Origin of the sequence: Sporosarcina obsidiansis (assembly GCF_009651005.1) — a bacterium.
Lineage (GTDB): Bacteria > Bacillota > Bacilli > Bacillales_A > Planococcaceae > Sporosarcina > Sporosarcina obsidiansis.
Genome location: NZ_WHVW01000002.1, coordinates 306,025 through 324,360, shown reverse-complemented (window position 1 = coordinate 324,360; position 18,336 = coordinate 306,025). Strand labels below are relative to the sequence as shown.

The following is an 18,336-nucleotide window of genomic DNA, read 5'->3' as shown; positions in this document are numbered from 1 at the left end:
GAATCATTGAATTCGTATAAGGAAACCGACTCACTTTTTCCGCTCTCTAGTAGGATTGGAGCGGAAGACGGCCGACTCCTGGGGGATTAGCGTGCGCCTTGAGACCCTGGACGGAGCGCAGTGAAGGAAGCGGCTCAAGCCACGCCCCCCGGAAAGCGTGCCGTCTGGAGCGCAAATCCCAAAGCAGATACTATGTTTTTTTCAGCACCTATTTGGAAAGCTCATCCTATTTACTATCTTTTTTTGATAAAACACTTGACTACAGGTAAGAACGCGTCCGCCTGGAACGTAGATCAACGGTGTCATAATTACTCTATTTCTTTTGTCTACAAGTTGAGAGGACCTAACTAATAGGTTCTCTTTTATGTTACAGATAGATTATTACAAATCATGACAAACAGTTGTAATTGTTTGACATTGACATTCGGTAAAAATAATATTATGATATTTTAGAAAAATGCGAAGAACTGTTCTAGTAGTGTAGTATTTCTGAATCAAAGAGACTTGGTGGTTGGTGGAAACCAAGCAGGATACATACATGAATTACAAGCAGTGAGCTGACGATAAAAAGTCCGGTCTATGGCCGTTATCTGTAAAGAGTGAGCAGAGATTTCTGTTAATTTGGGTGGTACCACGGAGCTTCCGTCCCTTTCGAGGGGTGGGAGCTTTTTATATTTTACAAAAAAATGAAGAGAAGTAAGCGTATAGGCTTGAGGAGATGAGAGTATGAAAAAAGAAATGTCTGTATGGCTTGCGGTCATCCCTATTTTGGTGTTGATCGGAGCAGCGTCAATGTCTGTATTTGTATGGAAAGCCGGTATGCATATGCCACTTCTAATAGGAATATTTGCGGCGGCTATCGTGGCTAGTTTGTCTGGTTTTTCGTGGAGAGACATTCAGGATATGATGATAAATGGAGTGTCTCGTGCATTGCCAGCAGTATTCATTTTGATATTAATTGGAATTATTGTAGGGTCATGGATGGCAAGTGGAGTCATTCCTTCCATTATCTATTATGGATTATCCATTATTCATCCTTCAATTTTCATCCCAATTGTTGCACTGGTTACAGGCATTGTTTCCGTAACGCTCGGTAGTTCATTTACTTCTATCGCTACTGTAGGACTGGCGTTTATGGCAATTGGAGAAGGATTAGGATTTCCTGCTGGACTTGTTGGTGGTGCGGTCATTTCAGGAGCCTATTTTGGAGACAAGCTTTCACCGCTTTCAGATACAACGAATATTGCCCCAGCAATGGCAGAGACGGATTTATTCAGCCATATAAAGCATATGCTGTGGGATACAATTCCTGCATTTTTGATCTCTCTATGCCTGTATTGGTTTGTAAGCAATACACAAGCTGTAGGAGGAACAGTCGATTCAGGAATGATTGTAGATATTAAAAGAGGGTTATCTGAAATTTTCGTCATCCACCCATTATTGCTTCTTATGCCAGTGTTTACAATTGTATTAATGATGTTTCGGGTACCAGCCATTCCTGCGCTCGCTGGGGTGGGAATGCTAGGAGCGGTACTGGCAGTGCTTGTGCAGGGAATGCCCATTTCACAAATTATGCAAGTGATGACGAGTGGGTTTTCATTGGAATCTGAAATCGCTGCTATTGACTCTTTACTGAATCGAGGCGGACTGACTTCTATGCTTGGCACGGTGGCATTACTACTATTGGCTACAGCGCTGGGTGGTATTTTAGAAGAATCGGGTTCGTTTGAGATCTTGACAAGAAAAATAATGGCACGTGTGACTTCTACAGGTAGTCTAATCACTTCTACGATTCTCTCGACATTTGTGGTGGCATTTGCAAGTGGAGCTCAGTTCTTGGCCATTATTTTGCCGACAAGAACATTTGTCTCAAAATATAAAGAGATGAATATTGACACGAAAAATTTATCACGTTGTGTGGAAGCAGCGGGAACAGTTGGCATTAATCTTGTACCATGGGGTGTGCCTGCAGTATTTGCTGCTAGTATGTTTGGGATCAGTCCAGGTCAATTTATTCCGTATGCATTTTTTGTCTTTTTAGTACCCATTATTAATATCATCTTTGGATATACAGGTTGGACCATTACAAAAAAGAACTATCAAGTACCTGTTAAAATAGAAATGAGTAAGGGGATGCAATCAATTGAATAAAGTATTGTTACGAGTGCTTGGAAGTGCGCAAGACGCGGGACTACCGCACCCGAATTGTTATTGTGATAATTGTAAAAGGGCGATGGACGATCCGAAGTTCAAGCGGACAGCTGCCTCACTTGCCATCATTCTGCCGGAAGAAAAACGATGGCATTTGATCGATGCAACACCAGATATGAAGGAACAAATGATTGCCTTGCAACGAGCGCACAATTTAGAAGGACAAGTGATGAACTCTGTTTTCTTAACACATGCTCATATCGGTCATTATCCAGGACTTATGTTTTTGGGCAAGGAATCAATGAATACGAAACAAGTGCCAGTATATACGGGATCGCTTATGCAAACTATGCTGGAAACTCATGCACCTTGGAGTCAGTTGACAGGACTAGAAAATATTCTGCTTAAAGAAATAGCGCATGATATTCCCGTTCACCTGGAAGAGGGCGTTGACATTACTCCTGTGGAGGTCCCACACCGTAACGAATTTTCCGAAACGTTTGGTTTTTGTATTGAAGGACCAACGAAGAAAGTATTATACATACCGGATATCGATAGTTGGGACAAATGGGAGCAACGTATAGAAGAAGTTTGCGAAAAAGTGGATATCTGTTTGTTGGATGCAACTTTTTTCTCTTCATCAGATTTAGCACATCTCGGTGATCGAGATTTGAGTGAAATACCACATCCTATGATTACAAACACGATGGATCGGCTTCAGCATTTGACCGATACATGTGCTATCTATTTCACTCATTTTAACCATAGTAATCCTGCTCTTCATCAAGATGGTGTGACACGGAAACTAATTGAATCAAACGGATTTTTCTTAGCAGATGACGGATTGGAATTTGTGCTGTAAGTAGCTGTGTTTGTTTGTTCAGGAAAATCCCTAACGTTAAACAGCTGTCCAAAAAAATCTCTGGACAGCTGTTTATTATTCAGTAATCTCATAAACTAATGTATCGAATAATTTACCATCAACATACAGCAAAATGGCCCATTCTCCTGCCTCTGGTATTTTGACAGTAGACGGAGTGTGAGCATCTGCTCCATTGTTTTCTCCTCCAAGTCCAATGGTCCAGCCAGTTGGAAAAATTGGATGGACGGTTCCTGTTTCTTTGTGATAACCGACTACTGTTAATTCTTTACTCATCGGATTTTCGATTCCCCACAGATGCCACATCCATTTTTAGTCATTTAAGCTAGGCATATCTGCACCAATTACGCCTGATTTATTTTCATTACCTATGATGTTGTCACCTAGAGGGACAGCTTTTTTATCCCAATCAATGGCTTTGAAATCACTTTCTTTCACAAAGTCCGGTATGTCTTCGGGTAACTTTATTTCACTATCTGCTTTTGGAGAGCAAGCTGTGACTAGAAGAATCATAATCAAGAAAATGAATAGTTTGTATGATACTTTCAATTGATTCATCACCTTTACTTTCATGAATAGTTTTTATATGTAGTAGTTCTAGGCCTTTACATTTATTTTTGTTTGTAATAGTCTGATAATATCATAATGGTGAGGAAAGTACACTGTCATATGATATGTTCATCTGATAGAATGAAGATCTGCAGATTAGTTATCGAAATATCAAGGGAATTTAAATATTTCAATAACAGAGCCTTTTTTTTTGATTGGATTCTTCAGTAATTGGTCCCGATTTTGGAGTGAATATTAATTGGCATAGGATTATGCAAGGTGGACCGTATCATAAGTAAGTTCGATTTATTTATGTAAACAGTCTAATAATAAAGAGGCAGGAAGGACAGACAGGCTTAGGTTATTCTGATGGTGAACCATCTAATAAAAAATGATTTAGTGCAAGTACTGTAAACTAAAAAGGCTGAAATATACAGCGGATCATTGTATATTTCAACCTTTATAAATTTTTAGATGAAAATTATATGGAATAACTGTTGAAAGTCCCCCAACTCTCTTGTCTAGCAAACTGAGGATGAGTGGACATAAAATTTACGATTATTAAAGCATAATCTAGATTTGGGTATAGGTCGAATAAAAACCGATCACCGTATCGAATAGCTGTTAATGCAAGTGATAATTCGCGTCGGAAAACTTCATTCCTTCTTGTTGCTGCGGTTAAGTCATATTCTCCTTGATCTATAAATAGATATACATTGTAATACAAGCAATTTCTATTTGTTTTCCATTCACCTAATACTTCATCTCTCATGTCAGGATTGACTTTATCCCACGCAAATTGAGTTCCAATTGTTAAGAATAGTTCTGCAGTGAAATCAGAGTGAGTTAGAGTGTGATTTCTTGGAATAATTGGTTCCGTTGTCGTTACACCATTCCTGTATTCAACAGATAGTCTTTCTGAATTGAACTTACTCACGCCATTAACTCCAATCGGTTTTATATATGTATATGCTACTTTTTTTGTTTGAGATTGGGAATAAGTCTATGAAGAGTTTTATTACCAGGAGTTAAATCTTAAAAATCGCACTTAGACTAGTCGCGGTGAACCGTATCATAAGTGAAGGTTGTTTTTATAATTACTGGAAAGATATTAATGCTCTTTATTTTATATTCTGTAAGTTAGGTGTATAGGATAACTCACTATAAAAAAGCTAGGAAATAAGTAAAAAGCCAATTGAGTTTTGGTATAAGCCCTAAAAGTATAACCGAATGAAATCATAATTTTTAACTTAGATTTCATTCGGTTATAGATTTTCTCTGGTTTACGTCTTTGTCCATTGAACGATTATATATGGAAATATATTTTTAATGTTGAGTAGTTTTTTTAAAATATTAAAGAAGGACTGGTGGATATAATCTTAAATTTATCTTCAAATTCTTTATATCTATTTGCATATGAAAAATTTACAGATAATTCATTTCTTAATCTTCGCATAAATAGTTCTTGACTTTTTTTATTTCTTATCCAGTTACCAACGTTCGCATTTCCTGCGGTTTCGTTCTTGATAATTTCAATAGTCATTGTTAAAAATAGATTAGCAAAACTTGAGGTTATATCCTTTCTGTACTCGGATTTTTTTACATAAAAGGAGTTATAATCAAAATCCTGATTTGTATTTTCTTCAAATTGAGCTTTGCATTCATAATAAAGAGCAATACAATAAAAAAACAAATATTGTTAATAGATAATTGAACTTTATATTTATTCATAAAGTCATTTATATTATGCTCAGTATCTTCATCTGCACTCTTTAATATTTCATATTGCTTTTCAAGTCGCTGATCATATACTTTCTTTAAGTACTTCTTACTTTCCTTGTACAGGTACGCAATAAATAATAATTCGTCGATTTATTTTTTATTTTTTGAATAATATTACATATTTTTCATTATCATCATAGTGAAATATTTTATGGTAGTCTGAATTAATGGTGAAATCCTCTTTGGAATAATCATTATTAAATAATGTGCGCTTTTTATCTTTCGCAGTAAAAGGTTCTCTATTGAATGAAGCAAATGATAATTGTGCGAGTGTTTCATTTGTCGTCATTTGATGCTTAAATAGCTTTAGATGTGATGGAGTTTGGGAGATGACTGAACTTTCCTACAATACATGAAAATTGATATAATAAATATATTAACAAAAGGGCAGTTTTATTTATGAAAGATAATTTACAACTTGAACACCAAAAACAAATACAATTCACTGGTTGAATGGCTGTAATTGACGGTAGGAAATCAGCGACACCTAGTTTAGAGAAAATTTTTTGCTGGAGATATTCTAGAAGGTGGAATGTTTCAAATCCACATCTAACCAAAGATTTTTCGACTTTCATGACGAATCTTTGGTTTATTCATAGTTATCAAGAAAGAAAAGGAGACTATAACGTGACCAAACATAAAATCTACACAATGAGTTTCGCCAGTGTCTATCCCCATTATGTTAAGAAGGCAGAGAAGAAAGGACGTACGAAAGGAGAAGTCGATGAAATTATTCGTTGGTTGACGGGGTATAGCGAGGAAAAGTTCGAAGCAGTACTTGTAAATAAAACAGACTTTGAAACTTTTTTTGCGGAAGCTCCACAAATGAATCCTTCCCGATCTTTAATCAAAGGAGTAATTTGTGGTATCCGTGTGGAAGATATTGAAGAACCAACAATGCGGGAAATTCGCTATTTGGATAAGCTGATCGATGAGTTAGCAAAGGGAAAAGCGATGGAGAAGATTTTGCGGAAATAACATTGAAGAATCTTTTGTATTTGATATAAAGAGAGCTATTTACTGTTTAATGCAGTACTAGCTCTTTTTACTATTTTTTTATTCATTAAATAATTTTCCGCCTGTGACTTTATTTACTGTCTTATGAAGAAGCGTCTGCACAAAGGCCATTGTAATAAGCACTATGATAATAAAGATCGTATATTGGAGGAAAGTATTAGCAAAGCTTTTTGCAATCCCATTCCCAACATAATAAATACATACGAATGCTATTAATACAGCAGCAAGGTAAGCGACAATAGAAAGTACTAATTCTTTAGTTGATAACTCTTTGATCAACTTTCTTTTATTATAAAGAAGTCGTATGGCTATAATTATACAAAATACCATGATTAGAAGTTTAAACAATTTGATACACCTCACTAACTACTATGCTATTTACGACTGTAGTGTACCACAAAGCTTTCGTAGGTTAGAGATGAAACCTTCTGTTTGGTCAGCCGTCCGTTTTTTCGGTCCGCGCAATCGACCACCCGCACGGCGTATTTTCTGTGCCTGATGTCTGGCGGATAGCAGTTGATCAATATTTTCATTCGTATACCATCTGCCGTTTTGATCGATTGGCAGTCCTTGCTTCGCTAATACCATTGCGGCCAAACCATAATCCTGTGTTACGACAATGTCTCCTTTTTTAATTCGGTTAACGAGTACGAAGTCCACAGCATCTGCGCCTTTTGAAACCGTGATTGTCTCCGCGCCTTCTCGATGCATTTCGTGAGCCGTATCGCAAATCAATACGCAAGGTAGATGAAATTCTTTCGCAATCGAAATGGTTTCGTTAATCACTGGGCAGCCATCTGCGTCCACTAAGATTGTCGTCACGATTCCTGCCTCCTTTCGTTTCATTTAGTAGGTTTAGTATAGCAAATATCGGGTAGGGTATGTGAAAACAGGAGATTGAGGTGACATAATGGCCGATTTACCGGAAAATGAGAGATCAACTGTAGAACAAAGGGAACAGTACGGTCGTGAAATTGATGCGCGTAATGCGGCACTGGAAAATGTGGAAGTGCCGCCTGAAATGAAAGCGTTGGCGGATCATGAGATTCCACCACCATTAACGGAAGAAGAAGTCAGAGCAAAAGTCGGGGACCAAAATTTCCGAAATGCGAACGATGACAATGCACCGACCTCTATTAATAGCTAATGTGATCTATAGTGTGAAACAGAAGGGGCATCTAGGATGTTCCTTTTTTGTGTATAAAATGAAACTAACACCTATAAAACACCGTATAGTAAGTATCATAACGTAACTATGGAGTGATTGATAATGAATGAAGGTTATTTTGTCGGATGGGGGACACTTGCTCTAATTAATGCAGTGCTTGCACAGGGGAAAAATCGTGGTGGTCTCAATTGGTTTGTGATTTCTTTAGTGATTGGTCCAGTCGCAACACTTAGCTTAGCGCTCTTCGATAAAAAATGATAAACTACTTAGGAAATCGAAATATTGAGAGGAGTTACTAACATATGCAAATCCATGCAGAAATTTTATTCGCAACTGATGGTCAATTGACGAAAAATCAATTGGTGAAACAATTTATCGTTAACCAAACAGGAGGGCATTCTTCATTCATCTTAGAAGGAAAACAAGTCGTTGTCATAAAAGATAAAAAATGGACTTCTTTAGAAGAGGTTCGTAGCATCGCTGGCGAAGTATCCCGTGACTTGACTGCACAAAGTGTACAGTCAGCGACAATCCAAGTGGAACAATTGGCACAAAATTGGCGTTCTGCTGACGAAGCAGTGACCGCATTCGTGGAAGGCTGGTATCTTGGTGCGTATCATTTTGATCGTTATCAATCCAAAAAATCGAATTCAGTAACGAAACTTGAAGTAATAGGTGCAGACCCGTCAGCTGTTAAAGCTGGACGAGTTCGTGCGGAAGCGATGACGTTTTCCCGTGATCTAATGAATGAATTATCGGATGTCCTCAATCCGCAGACATATCCGCAAGTACTGAAAGATTATTTCAAGGGTACGAAAGTGAAAGTGGAAGTGCTTGGCAAGAAAGAAATTGAGGAGCGCGAGATGAATGGCGTCTTAACGGTGTGTCGTGGGAGCCAATATGACCCTTCATTTGTTGAATTGACGTTACAGACAGATGCGTCAAAACCGCTAGTAGCACTTGTTGGTAAAGGAGTAACGTATGATTCAGGTGGTATTAGCTTGAAAGGTGGCCGTGACGATAGTGATATGCGGATGGACATGGGTGGATCAGCAGCAGTGAGCGGAGCGATGTCACTTCTTGCACATTCCGATGCGAAAGTGAATGTTGTCGCATTGATTCCGATGGTAGAGAATGTACCCGGTCCACATGCTGTCATGCCTGGAGAAATTATTCGATATAAAAATGGAATTAGCGTCCAAGTCGGCAACACCGATGCGGAAGGTCGTTTAATTTTGGCGGATGGTTTGATTCGTGCACAAGAGTTAGGCGCAGAGTATACGGTTGATATTGCGACATTGACAGGTGCTGTTGTTAACGCGCTCGGTACGGAAATCGGCGGTGTTTTTGGTGATGAGGATTTAGCTTTTAAGATGAAAAAAATCGGTGATCAAAATGGCGATTTTGTCTGGCCACTGCCTTTAGTAGACGTGTATGAAGAGGCGTTAGACAGTGCGTATGCAGACTGTAACAATATCAGCTCGATGTCGGAAGCCGGTTCCATTACAGCCGGATTATTCTTACGGAAATTTGCACCAAAGAAAAACTGGTTGCATGTCGATATGGCGGGTGTGATGGATAAGCAGAAGGCGAAAGGGTATTATACGAAGTCTGCAACAGGTTATGGTGCTCGATTGTTGGCTGATTTCACTACCTCATTAACGAAATAATTAGAGTTATATTCGTGTTATGAATCTGCAACGAATACAAAAAAGCACTGCACTTAGCATTGCTTTTTTGTGTATTATGCTTACTTTTTACGTAATTATATGATTGAACTAAAAATCATTGTAGTGTTTTAGCAGTTTGGAAGTTCCTAGACAAGAATCGTTGAAACCATAAGACATATGTTTGGATAGTTAAATATTATTTTGCGACATGCGAATAGGGAGTGTGCCAGAATGTCAGTTGTCTTGGAAGCGTGTAATGTAAGCAAGAATATAGGTGGGAAGCAGCTATTCGACAATATTTCGTTCTCGTGCACCTCGGAAACAGTTCTGTTCGTTCAGGGCAGCAATGGTTCAGGTAAGAGTACATTGTTGAAAATTCTAGCGGGCATTTACGAACCGAGCGAGGGAAACGTGATACGGAACACGAAGAAGGTTGGTTACGTACCTGAACATTTTCCGAAAGGCATTCGTTTTCAAGTGAAAGAATATTTGTCACTACTCGCCTCTTTTCATCCAATAGATAAAGGAAAAGAACCGTTACTTGCAAAATATGTTCAAATATTTGGTTTGTATCCTTTTCTAACTACGTCTCTTGCAGCTTGTTCAAAAGGGACGAAACAAAAGGTGGGGATTATTCAGGCGTTGCTCATGCACCCAGAACTACTTATTTTAGATGAGCCATTTACTGGATTGGATCTAGAGTCCCAGCAAGCGTTGGTTACTGTTTTGCAAGAGTTCCGAGGCAATATACCGATCATTTTTACCGCACATGACGAGGGACCTATTTCGCAAATGGCATCAGATGTATTACATATCGAAACAGGTAACATGATTTCTTCTCAAACTAAGTTAAATAGGGAAAGATGGATTCGTGTGCAGTTTAATGCTAAAAAAGACTTGGACTTTATTCAATCTAAGCAAATACAATTTGATGGAAATCAGGCGTTTATCATAGTGGATCAAGAAAAAAGTGATGCGCTGTTACTGCAGCTGCTCGATAGAAACTGCTCTATATTGGAAGTGAAGGAGATCAAATGATTAGACTAGGTTATATTCAATATCAATTGAAAAGTTATATCCGCTCATGGACATTCATTCCTCCAGTTACCTTATTTGGAGCGTGGATCATCATCTTTTATACATATAGCGGAGTTCCAATTATGAGCAGTTACGCGGTTACTTGTATTTCATTATATTTAGTGATGACGTGGGTGGCTATGACGGTATTTTCATTAGATGATGAAACGGAAAAAAACTTGTTGATCGTTCAGCTAAGTAGCAAATTTGTGTACTTATACGGAAAGTGGGTTGTCTGCTTCCTTTTTGCATTCATGATGGGAATGGTAGCTATTTTGTATCCGTTGCTGTTCTCTATTTTTAATGAGCAAATTCAAATGACTCAGATGAGTGTTGTCATTTATGGGCATGTTGTTTCAGCATTATTCGGTATTCTAGTCGGATCTTTTTTCTCGATTATAAAGTTGAAGTCAAAACGATTCACATGGCTTTCTGCTATGTTTGTCATTGCCGTTTCATTAGCCGCGGAGGGGATTGTAGAGAAAGGGGCTATATTGCAATGGATCATTTTACCGTTCCCGCCCGTGATTCAAATTATTACGCATTTTACAGACGATGCATTGTATCGTGTGGGAACGGATTTTTGGTTGGATGCGATATGGACAATAGTATATCTCCTGTTGGCGTTCGTCCTGACGATAAGAGTATTCTTGAAAAAAGAATGAGTCTGATGAGGAAATAGTGTAAGAAACTATTTTGTCTACACATTTATTTATATTTCGTGCAACTATCCATACTGTTTGTTAGAATACTAGGGCCTAATTTATTTGTTTTAGAATTTGATGGACGTACCTGAATTGTAACATCCTTCATTTTCGCTGTAATTAAATCAAATCGTCCAGCCCAACTAGGACTCTCCTCTTCTGGAGTAGGATAAAGTTTAAAACGCCAACTTATCTCATCTGGAATAAACGCAAAGCCTTCATACCTATCGTAGTCTCCATAAGAAGAAGGGGCGGGGAGATGAACAGCAAGAATGCTTATATTCGTTCTAGCAAAACTTGGTGGGTGTAATTGTACCTTATAGATTAATGCCACCCCTTTTGAGTTGGTCATGCGTGGATCTACAGCATGTAGTATAAGGCTACAGGGCTCTGTACTTGAATTCGATTGTTCTTCATTTTCTTTATATATTGTCTTTGCTTTCGATGATTTTTCCTCGGCTGCAACTAGCATCGACATGAAACCCAATAGCAACAGAAAAAACAGTATAGATATTTTTTTCATCTACTCACCTACCCAGTTTTACAGGTAGTATCTCCTGTTGCTAAAAATATATCCTTCTTCCATTAACCTACATGATAATTCTTATATCTCATTAATCATAAAATGCTATGTATATACTTCACTTAAATCCTCCAACATCTTACTCCTTTCTTCGATGTGAGCCGGGATATGTATATATAGAATGAACATACGATTCGTTACACAGATGGCTAAAATATTTTTAGGGCCTTAAAAAAACAGCACATAAAAAAGACGAGAGGAAGTAATGAATCTCCCGTCTCGTCTTTTATTATGTACACAAAACTACTTCCCGAGAGAACGTTCCTTTCCTCGCAAGACACCGATCTGCCACTGCAAATCCAGCTTCTCTAAGCATGTCATCCATATTCTCGATCGTAATGATCAAACAGCTCTTGGCAAAACGTCGAGCTTCTTTCAAAATATCCAGCTGTCCTTCAGCCGTAATATGCGTAAATAAGTTATACGGCATATCAATAATTGCCACATCATACAGTTCGTTTACTTCAGAAATCGGACCAATCGTTACGTCGCCTTCCAACTCAAAATACGCAATGTTTTTCCGTGAACCATAGACCACCAGGGGATTAATATCCCGACCTACAATCGGAATACCCATTGATAAAGCTTCCACTAGCACGGTTCCAATTCCGCAACAAGGATCAATGACTCGAACACCTTCAGGATGTGGTACCGCAATATTGACAGCAGCTCGTGCAAGCCGAGTACCAAGCGCAGTTGAGTACATATGTGGCTTTTGTTGGTGGGCATGCCAATCAGACGAACTCTCAATCAGTTTACCTGCATACCAATGGTCTTCTAACTTCACAATCCCGATCAATACTTCTGGATGATCCAGTTCGGGTTCACCTTTAATTTGAAGACCGACTTGTCGCTCGATTTCTCGACGTTTAGCATGACTGATTTTCTTAGTGCCAGCAAGCTCCATATCGTTCAGGCAGACGGTTTTGAATGATGAGTCCACTTGTAGTTCAGTAGCTTGCTGTGCCAATAAATCCACGCTGTCTGCTTGTATCCATACTTCAAGACGTGCCTGCATAAACGGACTGCGTGACGGATCGACTTTCACTTCGCTCTGGATGACATTGTCTGGCACGTCTTTCCCGAAAAAAGCTCGCATTTCCATACGGCATAGTTCCTGCTCATCACGATGCCGTATATATGTGTAAATAAATTTTGTCGAGTTCAATTACTTACCTGCTTTCATTTCATTACGAAGGCCGCCCAGAACCTCATGAAATAGTTGAAGCACTTGCTCGATTGTCATCGTCTCCTTGAAACCTTCAATCGGATCAAGCGGCAGATTCACTTCCCATAATCCTTCATTATCTGAAAAGGAAATACTGAATCCGACTAGCTGTTGCTGAAGTGTAGATTCGATATATGATCGAATAACTTCGCCTTCTTTTTTCTTTCCTTGTAAACCGAACAGCACCATATACGTTCCGAAAATATCATCTACTTCGAATACGAGCGAGTCCACTTTGAATTCGTCAAAGTCAGGAGATGCTACGTAAAGAAATTCTGGTACATGAGATTTTAAATAAGAAATGGGTTCTTTCAAAAAGCTTTCATTTGTGGAACGAAGGGTTTCTTCAGTTTCCTTCGCACATAATTCTATTGTTTCGATTGTTAATGGATTCATATCATTCACTCCTCGTTAGTAAGTATACCGGAATCATTTTCGGGATACCACGGATTTAAATGAATTAGCACCTCGTCGACATCTTCATTTTGCTCTTTGATCAAATTGCGGATCCTGCTCGAAATCGTATGACCTTCTTGGACTGTCATATCGCCAGTTACGCCAATCCGAATATCGACAAGGACGTAATGTCCATGTTCTCTCGCGCGCAGTCGATCAATTCGTTTCACTTCAGGCACCGAACGAATAATCATCTCAAATGCAGCAAGGCGGTCATCACTAACACTTTTTTCCATTAGAATATCCATGCTCTCTTTACCGATTTCAATAGCTAAGCGAAAAACAAGGACGGATACGACAATACCCGCAATTGGATCGCCATATGCAAGAAGGGGAATACCGTATGAATCTCCAAGTAACGCTAACCCGATCCCTACGACTGCCGCCAGTGATGCATAGACATCAGCCAAATGATCATACGCAGTTGCAATTAATCCTTTACTATTTTCCTTTTTCCCAACTCGCATCGTATAGATATACAGTACATACTTCCAAACGAAAGAGATCACCGCTGTCAGCAAAGCAATTTTACTTGCCGTCGCTGGCTCTTCAAACAAGGCCATCACTGCTTCAAATGCGATATAAATGGCGGCCAATCCTAAAATAATAGCTACTATACTCGATCCAATAACTTCTGCTTTGCCGTGACCGTAAGGATGGTCTTCATCTGCTGGAAGTTTGGAAATTCGCATAGAAGTCAAAGCTGCGGCAGAAGCAACCACATCTCCTGCGTTATGAAAGCCGTCAGCCAGTAATACAGGACTTTTAAAAACAAAACCCACGATAAGCTTTAAAACAGTTAACACGATATTGCTAAATAAACTGATCCAAATCGCCATAATGGAAGCAACAGAGTGTCCTTGATTTAGATTGATCATAAAAGTTTCCCTCCTCTAGTAGTGTTTCCTACAAGCAACAAAAAAACCTCACCAATTATAGGGGAGGTTTGGAAAGATTTAAATTTAAGGTTTTGGACAAAAATTCTCATGGTTATCACTCATTCATTTGTAGTTCATCTATTATCACATGAATGAATGTACGTTGCAACTGTAGAGATACCGAATTTAACGTAGAAAAATGCCTTGTCATCTGTCAAAATAAAAGAAGCGACAAGTTGCAAAATATTTCTTTTGTAATTATAATGCATAGTAATGTATAAAAATTCAATTCGAGAGGTTTGATGAGCAATGAAACTTTGGGGCGGTCGTTTTAGCAGCAAGGCAGATGAAATTATGGAAAAGTTCAACAGTTCCCTTTCCGTCGATTACCGTTTATTTAGAGAAGATATCGCAGGAAGCATTGCACATGTCACAATGCAGGTACATTGCGATCTGTTAACGCCGGAAGAAGGGGAGTTGCTCGTCAATGGCTTGCAGTCTATTTTGGCAGATATCGAGTCTGGTGAGTTGAAAATTGAAGGGAACTACGAGGATATCCACTCATTCGTCGAAATGCATTTGACAGAGCGAGTAGGGGAAACCGGTAAAAAACTACATACCGCTCGCAGCCGAAATGATCAAGTGGCAGTTGATATGAGACAATACGCACGAAATCAGACATCTGTTGTGATGGATGCTTTACAGACGTTAATTGATTCATTGGAAGCAAAAGGAAAGGCCAACAACGTGATCATGCCAGGCTATACACATTTACAGCGAGCGCAAGTTGTAACATTCGGACATCATGTAGGTGCCTACGCGCAAATGTTCAAACGAGATAAGCGACGTGTACAAAATGCTGCAGATATATTGAATGAAAACCCACTTGGATGTGGGGCACTTGCTGGTACTACGCATGATATCGACCGCCAAGTCACCACAGCTTTGCTCGGTTTTGCCAAGCCTGTAGATAATTTCTTGGATGGTGTCAGCGATCGTGATTACTTAGTGGAACTGATGTCAAACTTTTCTTTGATCATGATGCATATGAGCCGATTGAGTGAGGAATTAATCTTATGGAGCAGCCAAGAGTTTCGTTTTATCACGATGGCAGATGCCTACTCCACAGGCAGCAGCATCATGCCGCAAAAGAAAAATCCAGATGCTGCAGAACTTATCCGCGGAAAAACAGGTCGTGTCTATGGTTCTTTATTTTCATTGCTAACTACGTTAAAAGGCTTGCCGCTAACGTACAATAAAGATATGCAAGAAGATAAGGAACAGTTCTTCGATGCACTCGACACGGTACTTGACTGTCTCGAAATCATGTCCAAAATGATCGACACACTACAAGTAAATGCCGATCAAATGAAAGCAGCCATCAAAGGCGGTTTCCTGAATGCAACAGAAGTGGCGGACTATCTGGTTGCAAAAGGCACGCCTTTCCGTGACGCTCACGAAATCGTTGGCAAAATCATCATTTATTGCGAACAACAAAGCAAAGCTATCGAAGACCTATCAGTAGGTGAGCTAGCACAATTCAGTACTCACATAGAAGACGATATTTATGACTACATCGATTACGAAAACATCATTACGAAAGGGAATAAGCATCTAATGAAAGGTGAGTAATTACAAAAATTCACTTTAGTCAAGGAAAAAAGGTTGTCCGGAAAGTCTTTAGAAAAAGACTTACAGCGGACAACCTCTTCACTCCTGTGATGCTTATTACGAGTTATGCTCATAAATTCGCACGTATTCCGTTAGAACCATTCTATTTATTCCTGTAATACTCGAGGTTTCCCTTGAGCAGCAGCAATGATAAATCCAATAAAACCTAATATCAAAGCAGGCACAATCCAGCCGACACCTTGCTCATACAATGGCAAATGCTTCAACACCTTCATAACGGGCGTCAATTCTAAACCAAACGCATGTAGCATATCAAACATACCGATTACGCCAGCAGCAGCTAATCCGAAAAGGTATACTTCATGATAGCCCCTGAACAATCGATGAATTAACCGGAATGAAATTAATACAATGGCTAGCGGATAGACTCCGACCAGCACAGGCAGCGTAACGGAAAGCAATTTTGTCAGACCAATATTTGCGACAATGGTAGTGGAGGCACAAATGATAATTACGAGTCTTTTATAAGAAACAGAGGGAATAATTTTAGACAGATACGTAGCACTTGCGGTAACTAATCCAACCGAAGTCGTTAAGCAAGCGAGTGTCACCGCCAGGCCTAGTAAATAAAGTCCATTATTTCCCATCAACGCATATGCAAGTTTGGCTAATATATCTCCACCGTTCGTTGCGCCATCTGCAACACCACGACTTGTAGTTCCTAAATAAGCCAATCCTGCATACACGAGACTTAGTCCAATTACCGCAATCGTGCCTGCTCTCATTGTAATAGAAGTAATCGCTTTTCTATCCGTAATTCCTTTTGCTTTTACCGCGTTAATAACGATAATTGCAAAAACGAGAGCTGCCATCGCATCCATCGTTCCGTATCCTTCAATAAATCCCTTGATGAAGAAGTTTTCGTCGAAAGGTTCTTGGGGTATCCCGGCTTTGCCTAAAGGGTTGACGATACCGGTCACAACAATAAGAGTCACGATGGCTAGAAGCACGGGCGTTAAAATACTACCGAAGCGATCGACCATTTTATTTGGCTTTAAGGAAAGCCAAATCGTCACAGCAAAAAAGATGATGGAAAATAACACGAGTGCCAGTGTCTTGTAGGATTCTGACACGAAAGGGGACACCGCAATTTCAAATGAAACTGTTGCTGTCCGAGGTACACCGAAAAACGGTCCAAGTGCCAAATACACAACCAATGGAAAAACTATTGCGAATAAAGGGGAGGCTTTTCCAGCCAAGTCGCTTAGTTGATTGCCGCTCATGGTTACGGCAATGACGCCAAGATAGGGAAGGCCCACTCCCGTAATCAAGAAGCCGGCAAGCGTAAGCCAAGCTTGGTCGCCCGCCTGTTGACCCAGAAGCGGAGGGAAAATCATGTTTCCTGCGCCAAAAAACAGGGCAAACATCGTCAGCCCTAATTTTATCGTGTCAATTTTGGTAAAACTATTCATTGCGAATTCCTCCTGAAATACTCTGAGAAGTCTATGTATTTTGGTAACTTCGTGTATGCGTAAAAAAGCCTGAGCAACTGCTGTAACACTATATGATAAGTAATAATGTTCTGTCAAGTATACAGAAAGAAATTCCCAGGATAATCCTTTCTAATACAAAAACTGTAAAAAGGACTCTCGGAAAGAGAATCCTTCAGTCATTACCCCATAATATGATAACCGGCATCTACATAAATTACTTCGCCCGTTACGCCGCTTGATAAATTGCTGAGCATTGCAATTGTCATATCTGATACTTCTTCCGGTTTGACATTTCGCTTTAATGGCGCACGTTCTTCAATTTTGCTTAGAATTGTATTAAAGGAAGGAACTCCTTTGGCAGATAATGTACGGACTGCCCCTGCAGAAATTGCATTGACACGGATATTTTGCTCGCCAAGCTCAGACGCCAAGTAGCGAACAGATGCTTCAAGAGCAGCTTTCGCGACACCCATTACATTATAGCCTTCGAGTACACGCTCAGCGCCTAAGTAACTCATAGTGATGATGGCGCCACCTTCTGTCATATAATGGCGAGCTTCACGTGCCGCAGCCACCAAAGAATACGAGCTAGAATCTTGTGCGAATGCATATCCATCACGTGATGTCTCAACAAATGGATTACGTAAGTCTTCCTGATGAGCGAATGCTACTGAATGCACTACCCCGTGAATTACGCCTACTTGTTCGCCAATTGCCTTAAATGCTTGTTCGATGCTTTCATCACTATTCACATCACATTGCACAATTTGCGTTGCGTTCAGTTCATGCTTTTCTAAGATTTTCTCTAACTTTTCACGTGAGCGATCTTTGCGGTATGTGAAAATGACGTTTGCTCCGATTGAGAACAAAGCTTTCGCGACGCCCCAGCCAATGCTACGTTCATTCGCAACCCCCATTACGACAATATTCTTCCCTGATAACTTTAATAAATCTACCATAATAACCTCCTGAATTTTCATTAGTAACTGTATCTTCTAATACTCTTCATAATAGTAACATATTGTTCGAAAGAAGATGTAGCTTTTCTGCAGGAGAAGATCTTACATT

General features: G+C 39.5%; 19 protein-coding genes and 1 other annotated feature. Of the genes, 9 read left to right on the top strand and 10 right to left on the bottom strand.

Going from position 1 to position 18,336, the window contains the following annotated elements; genetic code table 11:
- Nucleotides 1–453: 453 nt before the first annotated feature.
- Nucleotides 454–653: a binding site (T-box leader), on the top strand.
- A 73-nt stretch (nt 654–726) separates the two neighbouring features.
- Together nhaC and GD002_RS03120 are read left to right on the top strand one after the other, a co-directional pair.
- On the top strand, nt 727–2,151 hold the full coding sequence (nhaC, locus tag GD002_RS03125) for a Na+/H+ antiporter NhaC (RefSeq protein WP_153730863.1): 1,425 nt from the start codon (nt 727–729) through the stop codon (nt 2,149–2,151).
- Entirely contained in the window at nt 2,144–3,013 is an 870-nt protein-coding gene (locus tag GD002_RS03120; protein ID WP_153730862.1) for an MBL fold metallo-hydrolase, read from the top strand. The genes nhaC and GD002_RS03120 overlap by 8 nt, the downstream gene beginning before the upstream one ends.
- A 75-nt stretch (nt 3,014–3,088) precedes the next feature.
- Here GD002_RS03120 and GD002_RS17875 read toward each other — a convergent pair whose 3' ends face one another.
- From GD002_RS17875 to GD002_RS03110, 3 genes are all read right to left on the bottom strand, one after another.
- Nucleotides 3,089–3,307, bottom strand: a complete 219-nt coding sequence (locus GD002_RS17875; RefSeq protein WP_228548266.1) for a hypothetical protein — start codon at nt 3,305–3,307, stop codon at nt 3,089–3,091.
- 36 nt (nt 3,308–3,343) lie between these two features.
- Nucleotides 3,344–3,580 carry a hypothetical protein gene (locus GD002_RS17870; protein ID WP_228548265.1) on the bottom strand — a complete coding sequence of 79 codons (237 nt, stop codon included), beginning with the start codon at nt 3,578–3,580 and terminating at the stop codon, nt 3,344–3,346.
- A gap of 481 nt (nt 3,581–4,061) precedes the next feature.
- Nucleotides 4,062–4,517, bottom strand: a complete 456-nt coding sequence (locus GD002_RS03110) for a staygreen family protein (protein ID WP_153730861.1) — start codon at nt 4,515–4,517, stop codon at nt 4,062–4,064.
- 1,472 nt (nt 4,518–5,989) lie between these two features.
- On the opposite strand from GD002_RS03110, the gene GD002_RS03105 reads away from it, so the two are divergent.
- A complete protein-coding gene (locus GD002_RS03105) occupies nt 5,990–6,340 on the top strand; it encodes a DUF2200 domain-containing protein (protein WP_153730860.1) in 351 nt (116 codons plus the stop codon).
- Nucleotides 6,341–6,757: 417 nt separating this feature from the next.
- On the opposite strand, the gene GD002_RS03100 is transcribed toward GD002_RS03105, so the two are convergent.
- On the bottom strand, nt 6,758–7,201 hold the full coding sequence (locus tag GD002_RS03100; protein ID WP_153730859.1) for a YaiI/YqxD family protein: 444 nt from the start codon (nt 7,199–7,201) through the stop codon (nt 6,758–6,760).
- Nucleotides 7,202–7,289: 88 nt separating this feature from the next.
- Here GD002_RS03100 and GD002_RS03095 point away from each other — a divergent pair, with 88 nt between their 5' ends.
- From GD002_RS03095 to GD002_RS03080, 5 genes are all read left to right on the top strand, one after another.
- Nucleotides 7,290–7,526, top strand: coding sequence for a hypothetical protein (locus tag GD002_RS03095; protein WP_153730858.1), 237 nt, complete (start codon nt 7,290–7,292; stop codon nt 7,524–7,526).
- A gap of 123 nt (nt 7,527–7,649) precedes the next feature.
- Nucleotides 7,650–7,805, top strand: a complete 156-nt coding sequence (locus tag GD002_RS17745; RefSeq protein WP_194841450.1) for a hypothetical protein — start codon at nt 7,650–7,652, stop codon at nt 7,803–7,805.
- A 44-nt stretch (nt 7,806–7,849) separates the two neighbouring features.
- Entirely contained in the window at nt 7,850–9,217 is a 1,368-nt protein-coding gene (locus tag GD002_RS03090; protein WP_153730857.1) for a leucyl aminopeptidase family protein, read from the top strand.
- A 231-nt stretch (nt 9,218–9,448) separates the two neighbouring features.
- On the top strand, nt 9,449–10,255 hold the full coding sequence (locus tag GD002_RS03085) for an ABC transporter ATP-binding protein (protein WP_153730856.1): 807 nt from the start codon (nt 9,449–9,451) through the stop codon (nt 10,253–10,255).
- A complete protein-coding gene (locus GD002_RS03080) occupies nt 10,252–10,959 on the top strand; it encodes a hypothetical protein (RefSeq protein WP_153730855.1) in 708 nt (235 codons plus the stop codon). The genes GD002_RS03085 and GD002_RS03080 overlap by 4 nt, the downstream gene beginning before the upstream one ends.
- Before the next feature lie 43 nt (nt 10,960–11,002).
- Here the strand turns inward: GD002_RS03080 and GD002_RS03075 are convergent, their stop codons facing one another.
- The 4 genes from GD002_RS03075 to GD002_RS03060 all read right to left on the bottom strand — a co-directional run bounded on the left by GD002_RS03075 (nt 11,003) and on the right by GD002_RS03060 (nt 14,140).
- Complete coding sequence (locus GD002_RS03075; protein WP_228548264.1) at nt 11,003–11,521, bottom strand: hypothetical protein; 519 nt, start codon at nt 11,519–11,521, stop codon at nt 11,003–11,005.
- A 289-nt stretch (nt 11,522–11,810) separates the two neighbouring features.
- Entirely contained in the window at nt 11,811–12,749 is a 939-nt protein-coding gene (locus GD002_RS03070) for a TRM11 family SAM-dependent methyltransferase (RefSeq protein ID WP_228548263.1), read from the bottom strand.
- Complete coding sequence (locus tag GD002_RS03065) at nt 12,750–13,205, bottom strand: protoporphyrinogen oxidase (RefSeq protein WP_153730854.1); 456 nt, start codon at nt 13,203–13,205, stop codon at nt 12,750–12,752. It abuts the gene before it with no gap.
- Between the two features lie 5 nt (nt 13,206–13,210).
- Nucleotides 13,211–14,140, bottom strand: coding sequence for a cation diffusion facilitator family transporter (locus GD002_RS03060; protein ID WP_408020073.1), 930 nt, complete (start codon nt 14,138–14,140; stop codon nt 13,211–13,213).
- A gap of 312 nt (nt 14,141–14,452) precedes the next feature.
- Between GD002_RS03060 and argH the strand changes: the two genes are divergently transcribed.
- Nucleotides 14,453–15,775, top strand: a complete 1,323-nt coding sequence (argH, locus tag GD002_RS03055) for an argininosuccinate lyase (RefSeq protein ID WP_153730852.1) — start codon at nt 14,453–14,455, stop codon at nt 15,773–15,775.
- A 146-nt stretch (nt 15,776–15,921) separates the two neighbouring features.
- On the opposite strand, the gene brnQ is transcribed toward argH, so the two are convergent.
- Entirely contained in the window at nt 15,922–17,247 is a 1,326-nt protein-coding gene (gene brnQ / locus GD002_RS03050) for a branched-chain amino acid transport system II carrier protein (protein ID WP_153730851.1), read from the bottom strand.
- A gap of 200 nt (nt 17,248–17,447) precedes the next feature.
- Complete coding sequence (gene fabI, locus GD002_RS03045; protein WP_194841449.1) at nt 17,448–18,227, bottom strand: enoyl-ACP reductase FabI; 780 nt, start codon at nt 18,225–18,227, stop codon at nt 17,448–17,450.
- Nucleotides 18,228–18,336: the final 109 nt, after the last annotated feature.

Coding starts and splice junctions, on each gene's coding strand:
- nhaC (WP_153730863.1), top strand. CDS start 727: ATGAAAAAAGAAATGTCTGTATGGCTTGCGGTCATCCCTATTTTGGTG.
- GD002_RS03065 (WP_153730854.1), bottom strand. CDS start 13,205: ATGAATCCATTAACAATCGAAACAATAGAATTATGTGCGAAGGAAACT.
- GD002_RS17745 (WP_194841450.1), top strand. CDS start 7,650: ATGAATGAAGGTTATTTTGTCGGATGGGGGACACTTGCTCTAATTAAT.
- GD002_RS03090 (WP_153730857.1), top strand. CDS start 7,850: ATGCAAATCCATGCAGAAATTTTATTCGCAACTGATGGTCAATTGACG.
- argH (WP_153730852.1), top strand. CDS start 14,453: ATGAAACTTTGGGGCGGTCGTTTTAGCAGCAAGGCAGATGAAATTATG.
- fabI (WP_194841449.1), bottom strand. CDS start 18,227: ATGGTAGATTTATTAAAGTTATCAGGGAAGAATATTGTCGTAATGGGG.
- brnQ (WP_153730851.1), bottom strand. CDS start 17,247: ATGAATAGTTTTACCAAAATTGACACGATAAAATTAGGGCTGACGATG.
- GD002_RS03085 (WP_153730856.1), top strand. CDS start 9,449: ATGTCAGTTGTCTTGGAAGCGTGTAATGTAAGCAAGAATATAGGTGGG.
- GD002_RS17875 (WP_228548266.1), bottom strand. CDS start 3,307: ATGAGTAAAGAATTAACAGTAGTCGGTTATCACAAAGAAACAGGAACC.
- GD002_RS03095 (WP_153730858.1), top strand. CDS start 7,290: ATGGCCGATTTACCGGAAAATGAGAGATCAACTGTAGAACAAAGGGAA.
- GD002_RS03075 (WP_228548264.1), bottom strand. CDS start 11,521: ATGAAAAAAATATCTATACTGTTTTTTCTGTTGCTATTGGGTTTCATG.
- GD002_RS03080 (WP_153730855.1), top strand. CDS start 10,252: ATGATTAGACTAGGTTATATTCAATATCAATTGAAAAGTTATATCCGC.